Source organism: Bacteroidales bacterium, assembly GCA_017521245.1.
Taxonomy (GTDB): Bacteria; Bacteroidota; Bacteroidia; order Bacteroidales; family G3-4614; genus Caccoplasma_A.
On record JAFXDI010000014.1, the window covers coordinates 1 to 20803 of the forward strand.

Annotated in this window: 15 protein-coding genes; 8 read left to right on the forward strand and 7 right to left on the reverse strand. The window is 36.6% G+C overall.

What is annotated here, in order from left to right; genetic code table 11:
• Positions 1–131 precede the first annotated feature (131 nt).
• The gene (locus tag IKK64_03180) at positions 132–1301 is read left to right on the forward strand and encodes a hypothetical protein (protein MBR4119065.1); all 1170 of its coding nucleotides are present in this window, start codon (positions 132–134) and stop codon (positions 1299–1301) included.
• A 673-nt stretch (positions 1302–1974) separates the two neighbouring features.
• Here the strand turns inward: IKK64_03180 and IKK64_03185 are convergent.
• Together IKK64_03185 and IKK64_03190 are read right to left on the reverse strand one after the other, a co-directional pair.
• The gene (locus tag IKK64_03185) at positions 1975–3318 is read right to left on the reverse strand and encodes a dihydroorotase (GenBank protein ID MBR4119066.1); all 1344 of its coding nucleotides are present in this window, start codon (positions 3316–3318) and stop codon (positions 1975–1977) included.
• 48 nt (positions 3319–3366) lie between these two features.
• Positions 3367–4095 (reverse strand): polyprenol monophosphomannose synthase, encoded by a 729-nt coding sequence (locus IKK64_03190; GenBank protein MBR4119067.1) that lies wholly within the window; start codon positions 4093–4095, stop codon positions 3367–3369.
• Positions 4096–4409: 314 nt separating this feature from the next.
• On the opposite strand from IKK64_03190, the gene IKK64_03195 reads away from it, so the two are divergent.
• The 3 genes from IKK64_03195 (at position 4410) to IKK64_03205 (ending at position 8998) form a co-directional block, all read left to right on the forward strand.
• Positions 4410–6053: a glycogen/starch synthase gene (locus IKK64_03195; GenBank protein ID MBR4119068.1), complete on the forward strand. Its 1644-nt coding sequence runs from the start codon at positions 4410–4412 to the stop codon at positions 6051–6053.
• Between the two features lie 26 nt (positions 6054–6079).
• On the forward strand, positions 6080–8650 hold the full coding sequence (glgP, locus tag IKK64_03200; GenBank protein MBR4119069.1) for an alpha-glucan family phosphorylase: 2571 nt from the start codon (positions 6080–6082) through the stop codon (positions 8648–8650).
• 75 nt (positions 8651–8725) lie between these two features.
• Positions 8726–8998 carry a DUF1294 domain-containing protein gene (locus IKK64_03205; GenBank protein ID MBR4119070.1) on the forward strand — a complete coding sequence of 91 codons (273 nt, stop codon included), beginning with the start codon at positions 8726–8728 and terminating at the stop codon, positions 8996–8998.
• Positions 8999–9063: 65 nt separating this feature from the next.
• On the opposite strand, the gene IKK64_03210 is transcribed toward IKK64_03205, so the two are convergent.
• The 4 genes from IKK64_03210 to IKK64_03225 all read right to left on the reverse strand — a co-directional run bounded on the left by IKK64_03210 (position 9064) and on the right by IKK64_03225 (position 13178).
• Positions 9064–9705 carry an MBL fold metallo-hydrolase gene (locus tag IKK64_03210; GenBank protein MBR4119071.1) on the reverse strand — a complete coding sequence of 214 codons (642 nt, stop codon included), beginning with the start codon at positions 9703–9705 and terminating at the stop codon, positions 9064–9066.
• A gap of 31 nt (positions 9706–9736) precedes the next feature.
• A complete protein-coding gene (rsmG, locus tag IKK64_03215; protein MBR4119072.1) occupies positions 9737–10372 on the reverse strand; it encodes a 16S rRNA (guanine(527)-N(7))-methyltransferase RsmG in 636 nt (211 codons plus the stop codon).
• An 11-nt stretch (positions 10373–10383) separates the two neighbouring features.
• Positions 10384–11211 carry a DUF3298 domain-containing protein gene (locus IKK64_03220; protein ID MBR4119073.1) on the reverse strand — a complete coding sequence of 276 codons (828 nt, stop codon included), beginning with the start codon at positions 11209–11211 and terminating at the stop codon, positions 10384–10386.
• A 65-nt stretch (positions 11212–11276) separates the two neighbouring features.
• Complete coding sequence (locus IKK64_03225) at positions 11277–13178, reverse strand: RecQ family ATP-dependent DNA helicase (GenBank protein ID MBR4119074.1); 1902 nt, start codon at positions 13176–13178, stop codon at positions 11277–11279.
• 407 nt (positions 13179–13585) lie between these two features.
• On the opposite strand from IKK64_03225, the gene IKK64_03230 reads away from it, so the two are divergent.
• The 4 genes from IKK64_03230 (at position 13586) to groL (ending at position 18713) form a co-directional block, all read left to right on the forward strand.
• On the forward strand, positions 13586–14923 hold the full coding sequence (locus IKK64_03230; GenBank protein MBR4119075.1) for an RNA-directed DNA polymerase: 1338 nt from the start codon (positions 13586–13588) through the stop codon (positions 14921–14923).
• Positions 14924–15071: 148 nt separating this feature from the next.
• A complete protein-coding gene (locus IKK64_03235) occupies positions 15072–16523 on the forward strand; it encodes a tryptophanase (protein MBR4119076.1) in 1452 nt (483 codons plus the stop codon).
• Positions 16524–16761: 238 nt separating this feature from the next.
• Positions 16762–17034: a co-chaperone GroES gene (locus IKK64_03240; GenBank protein MBR4119077.1), complete on the forward strand. Its 273-nt coding sequence runs from the start codon at positions 16762–16764 to the stop codon at positions 17032–17034.
• A 38-nt stretch (positions 17035–17072) separates the two neighbouring features.
• Entirely contained in the window at positions 17073–18713 is a 1641-nt protein-coding gene (gene groL / locus IKK64_03245; protein MBR4119078.1) for a chaperonin GroEL, read from the forward strand.
• A gap of 165 nt (positions 18714–18878) precedes the next feature.
• Here the strand turns inward: groL and IKK64_03250 are convergent, their stop codons facing one another.
• Positions 18879–20060: a leucine-rich repeat protein gene (locus tag IKK64_03250; protein MBR4119079.1), complete on the reverse strand. Its 1182-nt coding sequence runs from the start codon at positions 20058–20060 to the stop codon at positions 18879–18881.
• Positions 20061–20803 lie beyond the last annotated feature (743 nt).

The following is a 20803-nucleotide window of genomic DNA, read 5'->3' on the forward strand; positions in this document are numbered from 1 at the left end:
AATAGTTGTTAGTTTTTAGTTGTACGGTACTTCGTACCTTAGTTTTTAGCAAAATAAAGACTCTAACAACTAACAACAACCCGAAGGGCGGCAGAGTTTAGCGATGCCGACAACAAACAACTCAAAAAAATATGAAAACAAGATTAATCACATTGCTAATAGCAATATTTGCCATAGTAGGCAGTGCGTATGCACAAAAAAAAATAGAAGTATATAAAAATGGAGCAGTTGTATATAGCGAATATGTATCAGATATAGATAGTGTTAAATTTGTAACAACTGAAGAACAATCTACAAAGACCTATCTCTCAACATTAAATGTAGTAATAGGTTTCCCCGATGAGATAGAGGCAGGTTATGGAGAGGATTTAGGAACCCTAACCGAAGAAGTACAAATAGAAATCAATAATTCATCTAAAACAATAGGATTAAGCATAAAAGGAATAAACCTTGGAGAACTTGAAAATATACCATCAGTGTTACAAGCCCCTTTTGATATAGAGTTACAAAACGTTCCTTATACAGAAACAGAAGGAGAATATAAAGTGTCGTACAATCCTTCTATAAACGAAGAGGAAATGACAACTGATGTAGCAATAGGTATAAATGGCAATAAAGCATACCTTGTATCACTTGCCGGCTCAATAAAAGGAGAAGAATTACAATTGAATATATTTGTATTAGGAGACGAAGATTTAGTAAATATCCCTGTAAATATTATAGTCAATAGTCCTATAAAAGATAATAATGAAGGCTCATCTAACACAAACAACGGACACGAGTATGTTGACCTCGGCTTATCGGTAAAATGGGCAACCTGCAATGTGGGCGCAACCTCTCCCGAAGAATATGGCGATTACTTTGCGTGGGGCGAGACAACCACAACGGTCTGGTATACATCAATTAATTATACTTACTCTTCAAATCCCACAACGTTGCCATTATCCGCTGATGCAGCACGAGTAAATTGGGGAGGCAGTTGGCGCATGCCCACAAAAGCAGAGCAAGATGAGTTAAGAGATACAAATAACTGCACATGGACATGGATAACTCAAGATGGAGTAAATGGTTTTAAAGTAACAAGTAAGAAGAACGGCAACAGTATATTTCTTCCTGCGGCTGGCTATCGCTACGATAGCGATCTCCGCAAAGCGGGCATTCTCGGTAACTACTGGTCGAGTTCGCTTGATACGAGCAATAGTAGCGACGCTTACTACTTGTACTTCATTTCGAGCTATGTGGACTGGAGCTACGACCACCTCCGTTACTACGGACTCTCTGTCCGCCCTGTCTGCGAATGATTTTAAACGAGTTTAAAATCAGTTAACAAACATTCGTTTGTTGAATCTGCTCACGCTCGGCAGAGTCTACGCAAGCATAACTCTGCACTTGCTTACTCGCAGATTTGTTAGTTTTCGGTTTCGTAAACTCAACCGCCCTACGGGTTGTTTTTAGAATAAGAATTTATAACAAATAAAGTAGGGACACAGCATGCATACAAGGTATTTGTGAAACAAATAGGATTAACTGAATGTTAATCCGACCGCAGTATGGGGAGTGCAGTGCTCTGCACGACGGAGTCACGTCCTCCTAAAAGGGTATCAAAAGTTATCAGTTTTCAGCTGTTAGCTGTCAGTTTTTAGAATAGCACTCAATAATAAGCCAAAGGTTGTAACGTAATAATACGCGTTGCAACCTTTGGCTTCTATTATCCCTGATTTTGGTTGGTTTTTTCGGAAAAGATACACAGAGTTTGCAACCAAGTAAGTAGGGACACAGCATGCTGTGTCCGTCAAAAATATGCTCTGTCCGCAGTTGTTGGTTTTTAGTTGTACGGTGCTATGCACCTTAGTTTTTAGAATAACAATAACACTCAATAATAAGCAAAAGTTGTAATGCGTAGTATTTGCGCGTTACAACTTTTTTACTATTTGTTATTAGACCAATTAGACTAATAATACTAATAACTGATATCTAACAACTAAAAACTAACTCTTTTGCATTTCCTTGCTTTTCAATAATAGTTCCGTTGTTGTAAACCAAAGTGCCATTAACATAAGTCTTTTCAATAGAGCAGGGGAATGTATGCCCCATAAAGGGAGACCATCCACATTTTGATAATATGTTACTGCTATCAACAGTATATGGCTTATTTGGGTTTACCAATACAAGGTCGGCAAAATAGCCCTCTTTAATATAACCTCTCTCTTTAATACCATATAGCAGAGCAGGAGCGTGAGCGCTCTTCTCAACTATGGTTTCAACTTTGAAGATTCCGGCCTTTGCCATTTCAAACAGAGCCAATAGAGTAAATTGAATTAATGGACCACCAGATGCAGCTTTAAGGCAGTTGCCCTCTTTCTCTGATGGTAGGTGAGGGGCGTGGTCGGTGGCAACAATATCAATAAGGTTTCTGTTAAAACCATCCCTTAAAGCATCTCTGTCTGCTTGACTCTTAATTGATGGGTTCCATTTTATAAGGTTGCCATATTTTTCGTAATCTCTGTCATCAAAATATAGGTGGTGAGTACACACCTCTGATGTTATGCGTTTTTCTCTTAAGGGCTTGTCTTCTAATAGAGTAAGTTCCTTTGCTGTTGAAATATGCAAAACGTGTAATCTTGCATTGTAGCGAGTGGCAAGCTCCACAGCCTTTGCGGTTGAGGTGTAGCAAGCCTCAGCATCTCTTATGAGAGGGTGAAACTTAACAGGTAAATCTTCGCCATATTTGCCAACATAAAACTCTCGGTTGCGTTTAATTACCTCTTCTGCTTCAGAGTGTATGGCAATAATGGCATCAATTTCCGAGAAAATTCTATTAAGAGTTGAATTTTCGTTTACCAACATATTACCTGTTGATGAACCTAAAAATAGTTTAACACCACATATACGGCTAAAGTCGGCTTTTAATAGCTCATCAATGTTGTTGTTTGTAGCTCCAATATAAAACGAGTAGTTTGCAAGTGATGTCTCTGCTGCTCTGTCAAACTTCCAGTTAATGTTCTCTATTGTGGTAGTTTGAGGATTGGTGTTTGGCATATCCATAAAAGAAGTAATACCACCGGCAACAGCAGCACGAGATTCTGATGCAATATCAGCCTTGTGAGTCAATCCCGGCTCTCTGAAATGAACTTGATCATCAATAGCTCCGGGTATAAGCCAAAGCCCTTCGGCATCAATAACTTCGTTTGCCAATTCTTTCAACTCTTGAGGACAATCGCCATAGGCAACTCTCTCAATTCTCTCTCCATTTATAAGCAGAGAGCCTTTTTGGCTCTCTCCATTATTAATTATTGTAGCGTTTTTAATTAAAATCATCTCTTTTCGGTTATCAGCTATCAGCTATCAGTTTTTAGCTAACAACTTTTATTTAAAAATACTATTAAGTTTAAGTTTTATAACACCAAAAAATGCTTCGCTGAAAATACCGCCACTCATCTTGCTTGTTCCAAGAGTGCGGTTTATGAAAATGATAGGCACCTCTTTAATTTTAAATCCGAGTTTATAAGATTTAAACTTCATCTCAATTTGGAAAGCATACCCTTTAAATTGAATTTTATCTAAATTTATAGTCTCTAAAACCTCTCTACGATAACACATAAAACCAGCAGTAGCGTCAGCAACCTTCATTCCGGTAATGAATTTTACATACTTTGACGCAAAGTACGACATAATAACCCTGCCCATAGGCCAGTTAACAACATTCACTCCCGATATGTAACGCGAACCAATAGCAACATCAGCTTCGCTATTACAAGCCTCGTAAAGTTTAATAAGGTCGTTGGGATTATGCGAAAAGTCAGCATCCATTTCAAAAATGAAATCGTAACCTTGTTTTAATGCCCATTTAAAACCTGTGATGTAAGCAGTTCCTAATCCTAACTTACCCTCTCTGCTGATAAGAGATATCCTGTTTTCATATTTTGCTTGCATCTCTCTAACAGCACTTGCAGTTCCATCGGGCGATGCATCATCTACAATTAATATATCAAATTGTTTAGGCAGCGAAATTACTGCTTCAATAATATTTCTAATATTCTCAATCTCGTTATAGGTTGGAATTATTACAACTGAATTAGATTTTAAAGGTTCCATTTATTATAATTTTCAATATTCTACAAATATATCATATCGTAAACTTATAACAAAATAAAAAATCAAAAAACTTTTAAGAATATTTTTTTCTTATATAAAAATAGTACAACTATTGATTAATAAAGCAAAAAATACTTTTTTGAAATTTTGTAACTGCTTAAATGTTGATAACTTATTATAAATTAATTTTTTTTACTCAGAAAAAATGAGTAATTTTGCGGTCTGTTTTCAAGGAGTTTATATTGAAAATAGATAAAATATAGTCCTAAATTGTTGATTTAGGGCAATTTAGTATTAACCTATACTTATAATTAATGAAGAAAAAAACTACCCCTGATTATATATTTGAGGCAAGTTGGGAAGTGTGTAACTTAGTAGGCGGTATCTATACTGTACTGTCAACAAAAGCGAGAACACTTCAAGAGAAAAACAAAGACAAAGTAATATTTTTCGGTCCCGATTTAGAGGGCGGTAATATAGCATTCAAAGAGAGTGCAACTCTATTAAAGGGTTGGCGTAAAGTCGCAGCTGACGCAGGATTAAAAGTAAAAGTAGGACGTTGGCAAATACCCGGAACTCCCATAGCAATTTTAGTTGATTTCAAAGATACGTTTGCAGAACGTGATGCAATATACGGACAAATGTGGAACGATTTTGGTATCGATTCACTACCGGCGTATGGCGATTACGATGAGTCTTGTATGTTTGCAGTAACAGTTGCAAAAGCAATGGAGAGTCTCTATAACTTTATAGAGGGCGAGAAATATAACGTAGTTGCGCACTTTGATGAGTGGACAACAGGAATGGGCTTGCTTTACATTAAAAAGAACCTGCCATCAGTTGCAACAGTATTCACAACACATGCAACATCAGTAGGACGTTCAATAGCATCAAACGGAAAATCTCTTTACGATTATCTACCGGGATACTTTGGAGATCAAATGGCAGCTGAGTTGAATATGGTGTCAAAACACTCGGTTGAGAAGAATGCAGCCTTAAATGCCGATGCCTTTACAACAGTAAGTAGCATCACAGCAAAAGAGAGTGCACAACTAATTGGTCGCAAGCCAGATGTAACTCCAAACGGATTTGAGGAGGAGATTGTTCCTGCTCCTGAGAAATATGCAAAAGTTCGTGCAGCAGCACGTAAAAGCCTATTGCAAGTAGCAGCAGCCCTATCAGGAAAGAAACCTGCCGAAGATGCTCTATTGGTAACAACTTCAGGACGTAACGAGTTCCGTAATAAAGGAATAGATCTTTACCTTGATTCATTGAAAAAATTATCAGACTCATATAATGGTGAGCGTCAAATAATAGCATTTATATTGGTACCGGCATGGGCAGGAGATGCACGTGAGGACGTAGTTGCAAGAATGAAAAAACTACCCGCTGATGCAGCACAATTAGATGCGCCATTTGTAACACACGCACTATATAACTACAATGAGGATAATATTATTAATAAAATACGTACACTATCATTCAATGCTTCGGCTGATGATAAGATACAAGTAATATATGTACCCTCATACCTAAAAGGCGATGACGGAATCTTGAATAAGAGCTATTATCAAGTATTACCGGGATTTGACCTAACAATATTCCCTTCTTACTACGAGCCATGGGGATACACACCACTTGAGAGTGTAGCCTTTGGAATACCAACAGTAACAACATCACTATCAGGATTTGGAATGTGGGTAATGGAGAAAGTAAGCAAAGTATCAAAACGAAGCGGAGTATATGTAATACCTCGTACCGATTCAAACTACGATGAACTTTCAACAAAGATTGCTGAAACAATATCATCGGTAGCAACAATGAAAGAGGCAGATTACAAAGCATTATGCGATGCAGCAACAGCAACATCAAAGAAAGCTTTGTGGAGCAACTTCATTGCAGAGTACGAAAAGGTATATGTAAAAGCATTAGCACAAAACAAAAAAACAAACAAATAAGAAAATAACTTATAAATTATACAGAGATGAAAGTAAAAGTAAGTGAAACTAATATGCCCAAATGGGGTAATGTAACTGTAAAGTTCGACGTCCCCGAGAAACTTGAGGCATTACAAGAGATGTCTAAAAATATTTTTTGGACTTGGACCTCAGAGGCAACAAATCTATTTAAAGATATAGATGCAGAATTGTGGCGTGCCACAGCAGGAAATCCTGTATTAATGTTGCAAAAACTATCTTATGAGCGTCTCGAAGAGATAGCTGCTGACAAAGCAATGATGACTCGCATCAATGCTGTTTACAAAAACTTCCGTAAATATATGGATGAGCCACGTCGTACCGATATGCCTTCAGTAGCATATTTCAGTATGGAGTACGGTTTGTCAAACGTATTGAAAATATATTCAGGAGGTCTTGGAGTATTAGCAGGAGACTACCTAAAAGAGGCAAGTGATTGCAATATCAATATGACAGGAGTTGGTTTCTTATATCGTTATGGATATTTCAAACAAACTCTTTCAATGGACGGACAACAACTTGCTAACTACGAGGCACAAAACTTCAACCAATTACCTCTTGACCAAGTATGTGATGAGAATGGTAAACCTATCATTCTTGAAGTTCCTTATCCCGGACGTGTAGTATATGCATACATTTGGAGAGTAAACGTAGGACGTGTGCCTTTGTACTTGCTTGATACAGACTTGGATCAAAACAGCGAATACGACCGTACAATCACTTACCAACTATATGGTGGAGATTGGGAACACCGTATGAAACAAGAGTATATGTTGGGTATTGGTGGTATGTTGATGTTGAAACGTCTTGGAATTAAAAAAGAGGTTTACCACTGTAACGAGGGACACGCTGCTCTTATCAACGTACAACGTTTAGTAGAGTATGTACAAGAGGAGAAACTATCATTTGCTGAGGCACTTGAGGTAGTACGTTCATCATCATTATATACAGTTCACACTCCAGTTCCAGCAGGACACGACAGTTTTGACGAGTCATTGTTTGGAAAATATATGTATGAGTTCCCTGAGCGTCTTGGAATCTCATTCGGTGAGTTGATGGATATGGGTAGAGAGAACCCGGGAACAAACGAGAAATTCTCAATGAGTGTATTTGCATGTAACACTTGCCAAGAGGTAAACGGTGTTAGCTGGTTACACGGAAAAGTATCACAAAATATGTTCCAGCCAATCTGGAAAGGATACAGTCCCGATGAGTTACACGTAAGTTATGTAACAAACGGAGTTCACCTTCCAACATGGGCATCATCAGAGTGGAAAGAGTTCTACGAGAAACACTTAGGAAAAGATATCCTAACAAAACAAGCAGATCGTGCAATGTGGAACAAAATCTACGATGTTCCCGATGAAGAGATCTGGAATCTTCGTCAAGAGATGAAGAACAAACTTGTTAAGTTCGTTCGTGAGGACTTCCGCGAGAACTGGTTGAAAAACCAAGGAGATCCTTCTCGTATTGTATCAGTACTTGAGAAAATCAATCCTAACGCACTATTAATCGGATTTGCACGTCGTTTTGCAACATACAAACGTGCGCACCTATTGTTCACTGACTTGGATCGTTTGGCTAAAATCGTAAACAATCCTAACTATCCAGTACAATTCATCTTCTCTGGAAAAGCACACCCAGCAGACGGTGGAGGTCAAGGATTGATTAAGAGAATTGTTGAAATTTCACGTCGTCCTGAGTTCATCGGTAAGATTATCTTCTTGGAGAACTACGATATGAAAGTATCAAAACGTCTTATCTCTGGAGTTGATATTTGGTTGAACACACCAACACGTCCTCTTGAGGCATCAGGAACATCTGGTGAGAAAGCTGAGATGAACGGAGTACTTAACTTCTCTGTACTTGACGGATGGTGGTACGAAGGATACAAAGAGGGCGCAGGTTGGGCATTGACCGACAAACGTACTTTCCAAGATCAAGGACAACAAGACCAATTAGATGCAGCAACAATCTACTCAATGTTAGAGAACCAAATCGTTCCTCTATACTTTGCTAAAAACAGCAAAGGATATTCACCAGAGTGGATTCAATACATCAAAAACTCAATTGCACAAATCGCACCTGAGTTCACAATGAATCGTATGATTCTTGACTATGTTGATCGTTTCTACTCAAAAGAGGCATCACGTAGTGCATTATTAAAAGCAGACAACTACAAATTGGCTCGTGAGATTGCAGCATGGAAACAAATGGTTGCAGATAAATGGGATTCAATTGATGTAGTAGATGTAAAAGTTCCAGAGAACTATGAGGCAGGACTACAAGTAGGACAAACATATCCTATTGAGGTAACAATTGACCGCAAGGGATTACCTAACTGTTTAGGAGTTGAATTGGTAGTACTTGAAGACCAAGATGGAAAAGAGCACCGCATAGTTAAAGAACTTGAGATAGTTAAGACAGCAGGTGACTTGACAACATTCAAATATGATTATCAAGTATTACGTGCAGGATCATTCAAATATGCTTTCCGCATATATCCTAAGAATCCTGCATTACCTCACCGTCAAGATTTTGCATACGTTAAATGGTTTACAACCGCTAACGATTTATAATAGAGCAGATCAATACTATGAAAAACCAGAAGGTGTGTCTTTCTAGGCACACCTTCTATTTTTAAATAAGATAATATGAAATATCAATACCTAATAGTAATATATTTAGTAGCAATAAATCTCTATGCCTACATTCTCTATGCAATAGACAAATACAAATCAAAAAAGTCAAAGTGGAGAATACCGGAGAAAACACTCATAACCATCGCACTATTAGGTGGCTCAATTGGAGCATTATTAGCAATGAAAAAGTTCCGCCACAAAACCAAACACAAAAAATTCACAATCGGCGTGCCATTGATACTGATTGCGCAGATAGTAATGTTTTATATGTTAATTAGGAGTTAGGAATGAGAAATTAGGAATTAATTACTAATTTCTAATTGGCACAAAGAACCAAACTAATTTCTAATTTAAAAATAAGGATTATACTCCTTCTCGTAACCAATAGTAGTAGTAGGACCATGCCCACAATAAACAATAGTAGAGTCGGGTAGAGTAAAAATTTTAGATGTGATATTTTCGCTTAAAGCCTTGTAACTTCCGCCCTGTAAATCAGTTCTGCCAATACTCTCTTTAAAGAGAACATCACCAGAGAATAAAATGCCCTCCTCCTTGCAGTAATAGCATAAACTACCGGGAGAGTGTCCGGGAACGCTTATGGCAACAAGCGAGTAGTTGCCAATCTCAACCTTGTTGCCCTCTTTAATAATGTTTTTAAGAACAGGAACGGCAGAGTTTAGTCTGATACCAAACATCTCGCACTGTTGAGGAATAAGTTTTAGTAATAACTCATCAGCATCATCACAACTCAAACCAACATTATATCGTTTTGAAATATACTCTGCACCAAAACAGTGGTCCAAATGTAAGTGGGTGTTTATTAAATGCTTAACAATTAAATTGTTGCTCTCTATAAAATAAGATACTGCATCCTCCTCATCGGCATAATAAAAGCCGGCATCAATAATAGCACACTCTTTGGTGTTGCTATCATAAACAACATAACTATTTTCATAAAAAGAGTTGCAAACAAAACATTTAACCTTAAGCATATTTCAAAGCGTTATAAGTTGTCTATTTTTACTATTTATTACGATTTGTAACAGGAACAAACAGAGCCTTTTTAGTTTCAAAGAACTCCTCTTCAAAGAACTCCGAAAGTTCATAAGTTACCTGAATGTTTTTAAAAGGAGCCGCTTCGGCAGTAAGGTCACCACCTTTCAAAGCAATAATACCATTAGGCAGTGCATTTTGTTGTTGTTTAGCCACGTTTTTGCGACTTATTCTAAATAGTTCGTTCATAGGCATAGCAGCACGGCTAACAACAAAGTCAAATAAACCCTTCTCCTCTTCAACACCACATTGACGAAGTGATACATTCTTCAATCCAATTTGATTTGCAATATCTTCGGCAACCCTTATCTTTTTACCAGTTCGGTCAACAAGTAAAAATTGACACTCGGGGAACATAATAGCCAAAGGAATACCGGGGAAACCTCCACCGGTGCCAACATCTAAAATTTTACTTCCGGGAGTAAACTCTATAATTTTAGCAATAGCCAAAGAGTGCAAAATATGGTGTTCATAAAGGTTATCAATATCCTTACGCGAAATAACATTAATCTTCTCGTTCCAATCTCTATAAAGAGTATCTAATGCCTCAAACTGAGCAATTTGAGTATCAGTAAGTTTTTTGAAGTATTTTTTTATATTCTCCATAATTCAATAAATTATAATAAACTTTTTATAGGAGTATTATCAATCATATATTTCTCAATATCAGAGTAGGGGATAGAGACCTCTATTGCACCTAATGCATAAGGAGCAATCTCGTAAGGATTATAAATCCAGTGAATACCCTCATCATCAACAAAGAAGTTTTCGGTAACATTAACATTATCCATATCAATGTCATCAGCATACTCTTCACGAGCAAGTTCCTCTTTGATAAGAGATAAAACATTAGGTAAGAACTCCTCTTTAAAAATAGAGTTAATCAAAACTTCTTTGTTGTCGTAAAAATCATACACATAGCACAAAGTTGTGTTTAGTCCATGAGCACCACCAGTGTAAACGTATGTATCGCAAGAGTAACTTAAAATGCCATGAGCATTATATAAAATATCGTTGCTTAATATATACTCATAGTTCATCCAGCTCTCGCCTTCTATCTTATTCTCAGGGGTAGTACCACAAACCTCAGTAATATAATTTTTAATTAAATCTTTAGTCAAGGAATTAAGAGCCTCTTCGGTATTCTCCTTTTTAGAGTACTCTTTACCAATACAATTTGAGATAAAATCTTTAATTAAGAGATTGTCATCACTAGCAACACCGTTTGCTAACGGATAAACAATATTTGTAATAATTTCATATTTAGGCATATCACTCTTGTTGGCTAAGTGATATATGGTAGTGTCCGACAAAGAGGTAAACTCCAGTTTGTCAGAGGGAAAATTACTCTCTTCAGTTATTTTGCTGACATTCGATTTATTAGAGTTATTTATACAACTAAAGCAAATAACTGCAGCAGAGATAATAAAAATAAATTTTTTCATAATAAATATAATATGTGTGATATACAAAAGTACAAATTTAAAATATAAATCCTAATAGAGTTATCTTATTTTAACCTATACAAAGGCTCATCATAAACAATATAACCCTCATCAACTAAAAAACGAACAACCTCAATAATCTTATCTCTGTTGAACGGAAGAGCGTTAACAATTTGGTTGATATTACAAGCATTAACACTAAGGAGTTCATTTAATTTACTCTCAATCTCTGCAAAATCCCTTTTATCAACCTCTTTACTATCACTATTTAAGCAGTTATCGCAAATTTGGCAACATTTACCATCTTTCTCCCCAAAATATTCCAGAAGCATAAGTTGTCGGCACTTCTTATCGTGAGTAGCATAAGTAATCATACTCTCAATCCTCTTTTGAAACCTCTCTTTTCTCTCCTCATAAACATTCTTTGGTATATGCACATATTTAGTAGTCTCTCGTGGAGCAGAGAAGAATATATAAGGATTTTGTCGTCTTGGAATATAATGAATAATCCTTTGTCTGCTTAATGAAATCAAAGCCTCGCAAACCTCCTTATGTGACAATGCTGTTCTGCGGGCAAGTTGATCTTCATTAATATAGGCATACTCCGAGAACATTCCACTATACGAACGCATAGCACACTCTAAGACAGTCTCCTCGTTTTGATGCATAGCCTGCCAATTATATAACTCTTCCCTATCAACTAAGAACATCATTCTTGCAGCGGCATCAACATTCTCAACGTACTCAACATAACCACAAAGTTCAATAATCTTAATAGCATTGTAAGCAGTTAAAATAGGGAACTTATATATAGAACAGAATTTATTAATATCAAACTCCTTCATTAAGCCATCGCCAGAGCCAACAGCCACCTCGTAAAAGTCACATAGAGCATCGTAACAGCGAATAATAAACTCTTTCTCAGGAAATGAGTCAGTAACACGTTTATTTAATTTAGTCTTGTCATTCTTTGAATATAGAATAACAGCGTATGCTTTTTTCCCGTCACGTCCAGCACGTCCGGCCTCTTGAAAATACTCTTCGGGAGAGTTGGGTAAATCCATATGAATAACAACCCTAACATCGGGTTTGTCAATACCCATACCAAAAGCATTTGTAGCAACAATAACCCTACACTCATCATCCTTCCAACGTTGTTGTTTCTGGTTCTTATCTTCGTTGCCCAATCCAGCATGAAAGAAATCTGCCGAAAAACCGCAACTCTGTAAATCCAGAGCAACCTCTTTGGTGCGTTTACGGTTGCGAACATAAACAATAGCACACCCCTTAACTCTGTTTAAAATCCTAACTAGTTCACCATTCTTATCATCGCACTCTCTAACAACGTAAGCAATATTTTTACGAGCAAAACTCTTTTTTAAAACGTTCTCTTCTTTAAAGAGCAATTTTCTTTGAATATCCTTAACAACCTCAGGAGTAGCGGTAGCGGTAAGAGCAAGAACAGGAGCCGAAGGGAAAATCTTTCTAATCTCAGCAATATTAACGTAAGCTGGTCTAAAGTCGTAACCCCATTGCGAAATACAATGAGCCTCATCAACAACAATCATAGAGATATCCATTTGTCGGAACTTTTCCAAGAACAATTCGCTACTCAAACGCTCGGGCGAAACATACAAGAATTTATAATTACCAAATATGCAGTTTTCAAGAGCGATATTTGTCTCTCTTCTGCTCATTCCTGAATGAACATAAGTCGCTTTAATATGTAAATCACGTAAATGATCCACTTGGTCTTTCATTAACGAAATAAGCGGAGTAACAACAATAGCAGTGCCCTCCATTGCTAAAGCAGGAACCTGAAAGGTAACAGACTTTCCGCCACCTGTGGGCATAAGACCTAAGGTGTCTTTACCCTCCAAAACAGAGTTTATAATATCCTCTTGAAGAGAGCGAAAAGAGTCGTAACCCCAATATCTTTTAAGTATGTCGTGAATATTCTCGTGCATCAATTCGTTGTTGTAGTATGTTTGTTCAAAAATACAAACAAAGAATGAAATATAAAAAAATTTTTTTTTTAATAATTTGTAGGTAATATAAAAAATTATATATATTTGCAGAACTACTCTTTGGGAGTAATTTAAGAAAACTTTTTGACTACCGTTCTGCGTATTCGCGGAATATCTTTCCCAAAAAAGATAGCAACGTATAATTAGTAAAAGTTCGCAATTTATGCGAACTGCTCAACAGAAGTTCTTTCTGCGAAATCCTTCTGTTGGGTTGATGGTTTTATTAAATAAAACTTTACTATAAATCCATCTTTAAAAAGATGGATTATGAGAAACCATAAATGGTTTCTGTTTAGAAATACATCTTAAATTACCCCAAAGATTTTTCTCAATAAAAAATCAAGCAAATGGAAATAGATATAGTAAGTAGTGTAAAGAAACTGCGAACAAAATCAGACTTGTTGAGGCTGATTAATCGTATAAAAGAGATAAAATTTGTTGAGGTAGGATTACAAAAGAAATTCTCTCCGGTAACAATAAAGCAGTTAGAATATTATTCAGATCCCAATAATACATATCGAAGATATCGAAAATTTTCCATACCAAAAAAATCGGGAGAGTTAAGAGAGATTCATGCACCACGTAATGCAAATTATAAAGTAATCTTAAGAACTCTGAATGAGATATTAAATACAGTATATGAGCCATCGGAATATACTATGGGATTTGTAAGAGGAAAATCTGTTGTAACAAATGCATTAAGTCATGTTGGTAAAAATTATGTATATAATATTGATTTAAAAGATTTTTTCCCCTCAATAGATTATTTACGAATAGCTAAAAGATTGCAATTATCCCCATTCTGTTTTCCTCGCCAAATAGCAATTATTATAGCAGGATTAGCATCAATTAGGACAGATGAGGGAGATGCAGTTTTGCCTCAAGGTTCTCCGCTATCTCCAATTCTAACAAATATTATATGTGACAAATTAGATAGAAAACTATCACGATTAGCCGAAAAATTCGGACTCAGTTATAGTAGGTATGCCGATGATATAACCTTTAGTTCATATCACAATGTATATCACCAAGATGGAGAGTTTTGCAAAAAACTAAAAAGTATAATAGAAAAGCAAGGATTTAAGATAAATGAAAATAAAACACGACTTCAGAAACGAGGACAGAGACAACTTGTAACAGGAATAAAAGTAAATACAGAAACAAATGTAGATCGTAGTTATATTAACCAAATACGAAATCTCTTATACATTTGGAAACGTTATGGGTATAGTGTCGCAGAACAACGATATTACGAGTGGCGTTTAAAAAACAAACCTCTATCTTATAAACGTACATCTTTGGCATCGTATTTAAATGGAAAAATACAATATCTTAGAGCAGTAAAAGCCTCAGGTTATTCAACAGCATATATTCACTTTTTATTTGAATATGAATATCTATATAAAGAAACGTTTAAGAAAAAGAAGAGATACGGAATTAATTATATTGAGACAACACCACTTGAACAATTTGAGAAAAAGTTAGGAGTACAAATAGATATAAACAAGAAAGTTGATGCAGATGGTCAATCTCACCGATTCTCAGTATTTGAGTATAAATTTATACCAACATTTATATCAGTCTCAAAAGATATTACACCCGAAGATGAAACAAATAAATCAAAATTATCTATTTCAAGGTGTATCGACCAACGCAAAAAAGAGTTTTGGCTAATTCATTATTAATAATAAAGTCCGAGATAATAAGTAACTGAAGCATTTCTTAATGGAATGCTTCTTTTTTTATAGCAAAAAGTTTTCAGATTTAACAATTTAGTTTAAATTTGCAACCCATTAAATAATAAATCAAGAAAAAATATAATTTATAAAGGCAATGGCAACAGTAAAATTTTACAAATCAGAAGAGCAAGTACCTTTGGAAATGCACAAGGTACGTGTTGTACAAAAACTATATCTTCCCGCAGTTGAAGAGCGTGTGAAAAAATTGGCAGAGGCAGGAAATAATACATTCCTTTTGCAAAATCGCGATGTATTTATGGATATGCTTACCGACTCAGGAGTTAATGCAATGTCCGACAATCAAGTTGCCGCAATGATGCAAGCCGACGACTCATACGCAGGCTCTGAAACATGTAACCGCTTATTGAAAGTAATAAAAGAGGTATTCGGGACAGAATATTTCTTACCAGCACACCAAGGACGTGCATGTGAGAACATTCTTGCCGAAACATTCGTAAAACAAGGAGATGTTGTTCCAATGAACTTCCACTTTACAACAACAAAAGCACACATTACACGTAAAGGAGGATCAGTAGTTGAGTTAATACGTCCCGAGGGATTACTACCACAAAGTGATAACCCATTCAAAGGAAACTTTGATATACCGGCATTAGAGAAATTAATTGAAGAGGTAGGAGCAGATCACGTACCATTTGTACGTATCGAGGCAGGAACAAATCTTGTAGGAGGACAACCTCTTTCATTAGAAAATATGTTACAAGTAGCAGAGGTATGTAAGAAAAACGGTATATTGAGCGTATTAGATGCTTCGTTACTACAAGATAACCTATACTTCATAAAGACTCGTGAGGAGGCATGCAAAAATATGACTATCAAAGAGATTATGCGTACCCTTTGCGAAAAGATGGATTTAATCTATTTCTCAAGTCGTAAATTAGGATTTGCACGTGGTGGTGCAATTGTATCAAACAACGAGAAGTTGATTTTGAAGATGAAAGAGTACATACCTCTATACGAAGGATTTCTAACATACGGAGGTATGGAGGTGCGTTCAATGGAGGCAATGGCAGTAGGATTGTTAGAGACACTTGATGAGGAGATCATCAATCAAGGACCAATCTTTATAGAATACCTTGTAAAAGAGTTGAACGATTACGGAGTACCAATGATATTGCCGGCAGGAGGATTAGGAGCCCACATCAATGCAATGGAGTTCTTAAAACATATACCACAAAGCCAATATCCGGCAGGAGCATTAGCAACAGCACTATACATAGCAGGCGGTATTCGAGGTATGGAGCGAGGATCATTATCAGAGCAACGTAACCCTGATGGAAGCGAAAACTTTGCAGAGATGGAGTTGGTACGTTTGGCATGTCCACGTCGCGTGTTTACACTATCACAAATTAAATATTGTGCTGACCGTGTAAAATGGCTATACGACAACCGTCACTTAATAGGAGGTTTGAAGTGGGTAGAAGAGCCTGATGTGCTACGCTTCTTCTTCGGAAAACTAACACCAATAGGCGATTGGCAAGAAAAACTTGCGGCTAAATTCCGCGAAGATTTTGGCGATAGCCTATAAACAAAAGAAGGGTAGAGATTTTTCTCTATCCTTTTTTCTTCAACCAACCATAAGGTATAATTGTTATAAATAAACGCAATCTTGTCAGTTGCAAGGTTGCGTTATTCTGCCTTTTTGTCACTTTTTAATGAATATAAACCCATATAAAAAGTTTGGCACAAAATTGGTTGTTATATTAACAAAGGAGAACAAACCTTTGTAATTAAAGATATATATTAACATTAAAAAATATGAAATTATGGAGATTAAACCATTAGCAGACAGAGTATTGGTAAAACCAGCACCTGTACAAGAGAAAACAGTAAGCGGAATTATAATTCCAGATTCAGCAAAAGAGAAACCACTTCAAGGCGAAGTTATTGCAACAGGTAACGGAACAAAAGATGAAGAGATGGTTGTAAAACAAGGCGATAATGTATTATATGGCAAATACTCAGGAACAGAAGTAGAGTTTGACGGAGTAAAATACCTAATAATGCGTCAATCAGATATACTTGCAATCATAAAATAATAGTTTATAAATTAAATCTAATCTAATACAATAAAGTTATGGCAAAAGATATTAAATTCAACATAGATGCTCGTGAAGAGTTAAAAAAAGGAGTTGATGCTTTAGCAGATGCAGTAAAAGTAACACTTGGTCCCAAAGGTCGCAATGTAATCATTGAGAAAAAATTTGGTGCGCCACACATTACAAAAGACGGAGTGTCAGTAGCAAAAGAGGTTGAGTTAGAAGACAAATTCCAAAATATGGGAGCTCAACTTGTTCGTGAGGTAGCATCAAAAACAGGCGATGATGCAGGAGACGGAACAACAACAGCAACAGTACTTGCACAAGCAATCGTAAACGTAGGTTTAAAGAACGTTACAGCAGGAGCAAATCCAATGGATTTGAAACGCGGTATCGACAAAGCTGTTGCAAAAGTAGTTGAGAGCATCAAAGCACAAAGCCAAGAAGTAGGTGATGACTTCTCAAAAATTGAGTCAGTAGCACGTATTTCTGCTAACAACGACGAAGAGATTGGTAAACTTATAGCAGAGGCTATGAAGAAAGTAAAAAAAGAGGGAGTAATCACAGTAGAGGAGGCAAAAGGAACAGATACAACAGTAGAGGTTGTAGAGGGAATGCAATTCGATCGTGGATACATCTCACCTTACTTCATTACCAATACAGAGAGTATGGAGTGCGAAATGGAGCGTCCATTCATCTTGATATTTGACAAAAAAATATCATCATTAAAAGATATGTTGCCAATCCTTGAGGCAACAGCACAATCAGGACGTCCACTATTAATTATTGCAGAGGATGTAGATAGCGAGGCGCTTGCAACACTTGTAGTAAACCGTCTTCGTGGCTCATTGAAAATATGTGCAGTAAAAGCACCCGGATTTGGTGACCGCCGCAAAGAGATGTTAGAAGATATTGCAATCCTAACAGGCGGAATTGTAATATCAGAAGAGAAAGGCTTGCAATTAGAGAAAGCAACAATCGATATGCTTGGAACAGCCGAAAAGATAACCGTAAACAAAGACAACACAACAATAGTAAACGGCTCAGGCAACAAAGATGCAATAGCAGCACGCGTAGCACAAATAAAAGCACAAATCGAGAAAACAACATCAGATTACGATCGTGAAAAACTTCAAGAGCGTCTTGCAAAACTTGCAGGAGGAGTAGCAGTACTTTACATAGGAGCACCCTCTGAAATAGAGATGAAAGAGAAGAAAGACCGCGTTGACGATGCACTATGCTCAACACGTGCAGCAATTGCCGAGGGTATAGTTCCCGGAGGAGGAGTAGCATATATCCGTGCAATAGCATCAATCGATAACTTAAAAGGCGACAACGATGATGAGCAAACAGGTATCGATATTGTAAAACGTGCAATAGAAGAGCCACTACGTCAAATTGTAGCAAATGCAGGACTTGAAGGAGCCGTAATAGTACAAAACGTAAAAGACGGAAAAGATGATTACGGCTACAATGCACGTACAAACACATACGAGAACTTCTTTGCAGCAGGAGTAATTGATCCAGCAAAAGTATCACGCGTAGCATTAGAGAACGCAGCTTCAATAGCAGGAATGTTCTTAACAACAGAGTGTGTAATAGCAGAGAAGAAAGAAGAGAACCCTGCACCTATGGGAGCCCCAATGGGTGGAATGGGAGGTATGGGTGGAATGATGTAATATTCTCCAATAACTCAATATAGCAAAAACGATGTGCCGAATGACACATCGTTTTTTTGTTATATTAGTCAAATAAAACCAATTGCTCTAATTGAGGCACTTGCTTTCTAATTAAATCATAGTAACCATAGTCATCTTAGTAACCATAGTCATCTTAGCTGACAACTATAAAACTACCTTTTGAGATTTATTCTCGGTAACAATAATATAAGCACCTTTAGGTAATGTAATTTGAGCAGAGCCGTTAACATAAGTATCTTTAAGAACTTGTCCTGCAAGGTTAATAACTTGCAACTTGCCATAGTAATTGCAAATATCAATACCATTACCTGCAATAACCTTTATCTCTGTTGCAGAAATATTGCTATCCTCTATACCTGTAAAATCGCTCTCAATAAAATTGGTAAAGTCACTCCACTCAAACTCATAATCCTCTCTTGTCCCTTTTGGAATATATACAGGAATTGTTTTATCTACATTGTTAAATGTGTTAGAGTATATAAAAGGAGGATATTCTGCTAAAGAATAGATAGAACTTAAACTTCTACAATTGTAAAAAGCCTCTTCCCCAATATCTTCAACTCCACTACCAATGGTAACCGAAGTTAGCCTTGAACACCTACTGAAAGCATGATTTCCAATAGAAGTAACGCTATTAGGGATGGTTACAGATGTTAATTTGCAACCCAAGAAAGCATAATCTCCAATAGAAGTAACGCTATTAGGGATGGTAACCGAAGTTAGCCCTAAACACCTGTTGAAAGTATAATCACCAATAGAAGTAACGCTATTAGGGATGGTAACCGAAGTTAGCCCTAAACACCTGTTGAAAGTATAATCACCAATAGAAGTAACGCTATTAGGTATGGTAATTGAAGTTAGCCCTAAACAACTGTTGAAAGTATAATCACCAATAGAAGTAACGCTATTAGGTATGGTAATTGAAGTTAGCCTTGAACAACTACTGAAAGCATAATCTCCAATAAAAGTAACGCTATTAGGTATGGTAATTGAAGTTAGCCCTGAACAACCCTCGAAAGCCGAATTTCCAATAAAAGTAACGCTATTAGGGATGGTTACAGATGTTAATTCGCAACCCAAGAAAGCATTATCTCCAATAGAAGTAACACCCTCTTCTATTTCAACTGATTTTATGTCGTTTTTATATGAATCCCATGGACTACTTTTCATCTCTCCCGTACCTGTAATTCTCAAAAGCCAGGTTTCAGTGTCAAGGCTCCAATTTACGTTATCACCGCATGTGCCACTATAAGTTTCGGCATTCGTTGTTGTAGCAAATATTACCAATATTGCTACAAATAGTGTTTTAAGGTAATTTAGTTTCATAAAAATAAAAATTTAGTTATACATAAAGTTAATTTAACAGCATTAAACCTCACGCATAACTAAACAAAGAAAGCGTGGGTTGGCTATCACGCTCTAAAGGTACTACCACATACCCGCATACAAGATAAGCACAACCCACGCAAGGCGTAGGCGTTAAGTGCCTATTGTCTTTGTATGCTTTCTAAAAGGTGGTAGTTTTTTAGAGCAAATGACAATAGCAAAACGCTATAAATATATCAATGTCATGAAGATCTACTTCATCACTGCAAAATTATTAATATGTTTTGGATATTCAAAATCATTGTTAATTTAATTAAACAAAAAAATATTTATATAGAAAGTTTTTTGTTGTTGGTTATCAGCTATTAGTATTATTAGCCCAATAGAAGCAACGGAGTTACACACTTAAAGAGCAACTCCGTTTAAACTAACAACTAAGGTGCGTGGGTAGCACCGTACAACCAAAAACTAACAACTGCGGAGAGAGCATTTTTTTTGACGGACACAACTCCGTCGCATAGGAGTTATGCTCCCCCATACTGCGGTCGGATTAACATTCAGTTAATCCTATTTGTTTCACAAATACCTTGTATGCATGGTGTGTCCCTACTTGTATGGTTGCAGAGTTTTGCACATCAGCTTATCTGATTATAAACGTCTTAATGTAGGGACGTACCATGGTACGTCCGAAAAATAATGAATGATAAATAGATGTTAGAGTCTTTCTTGCTAACAACTAAGGT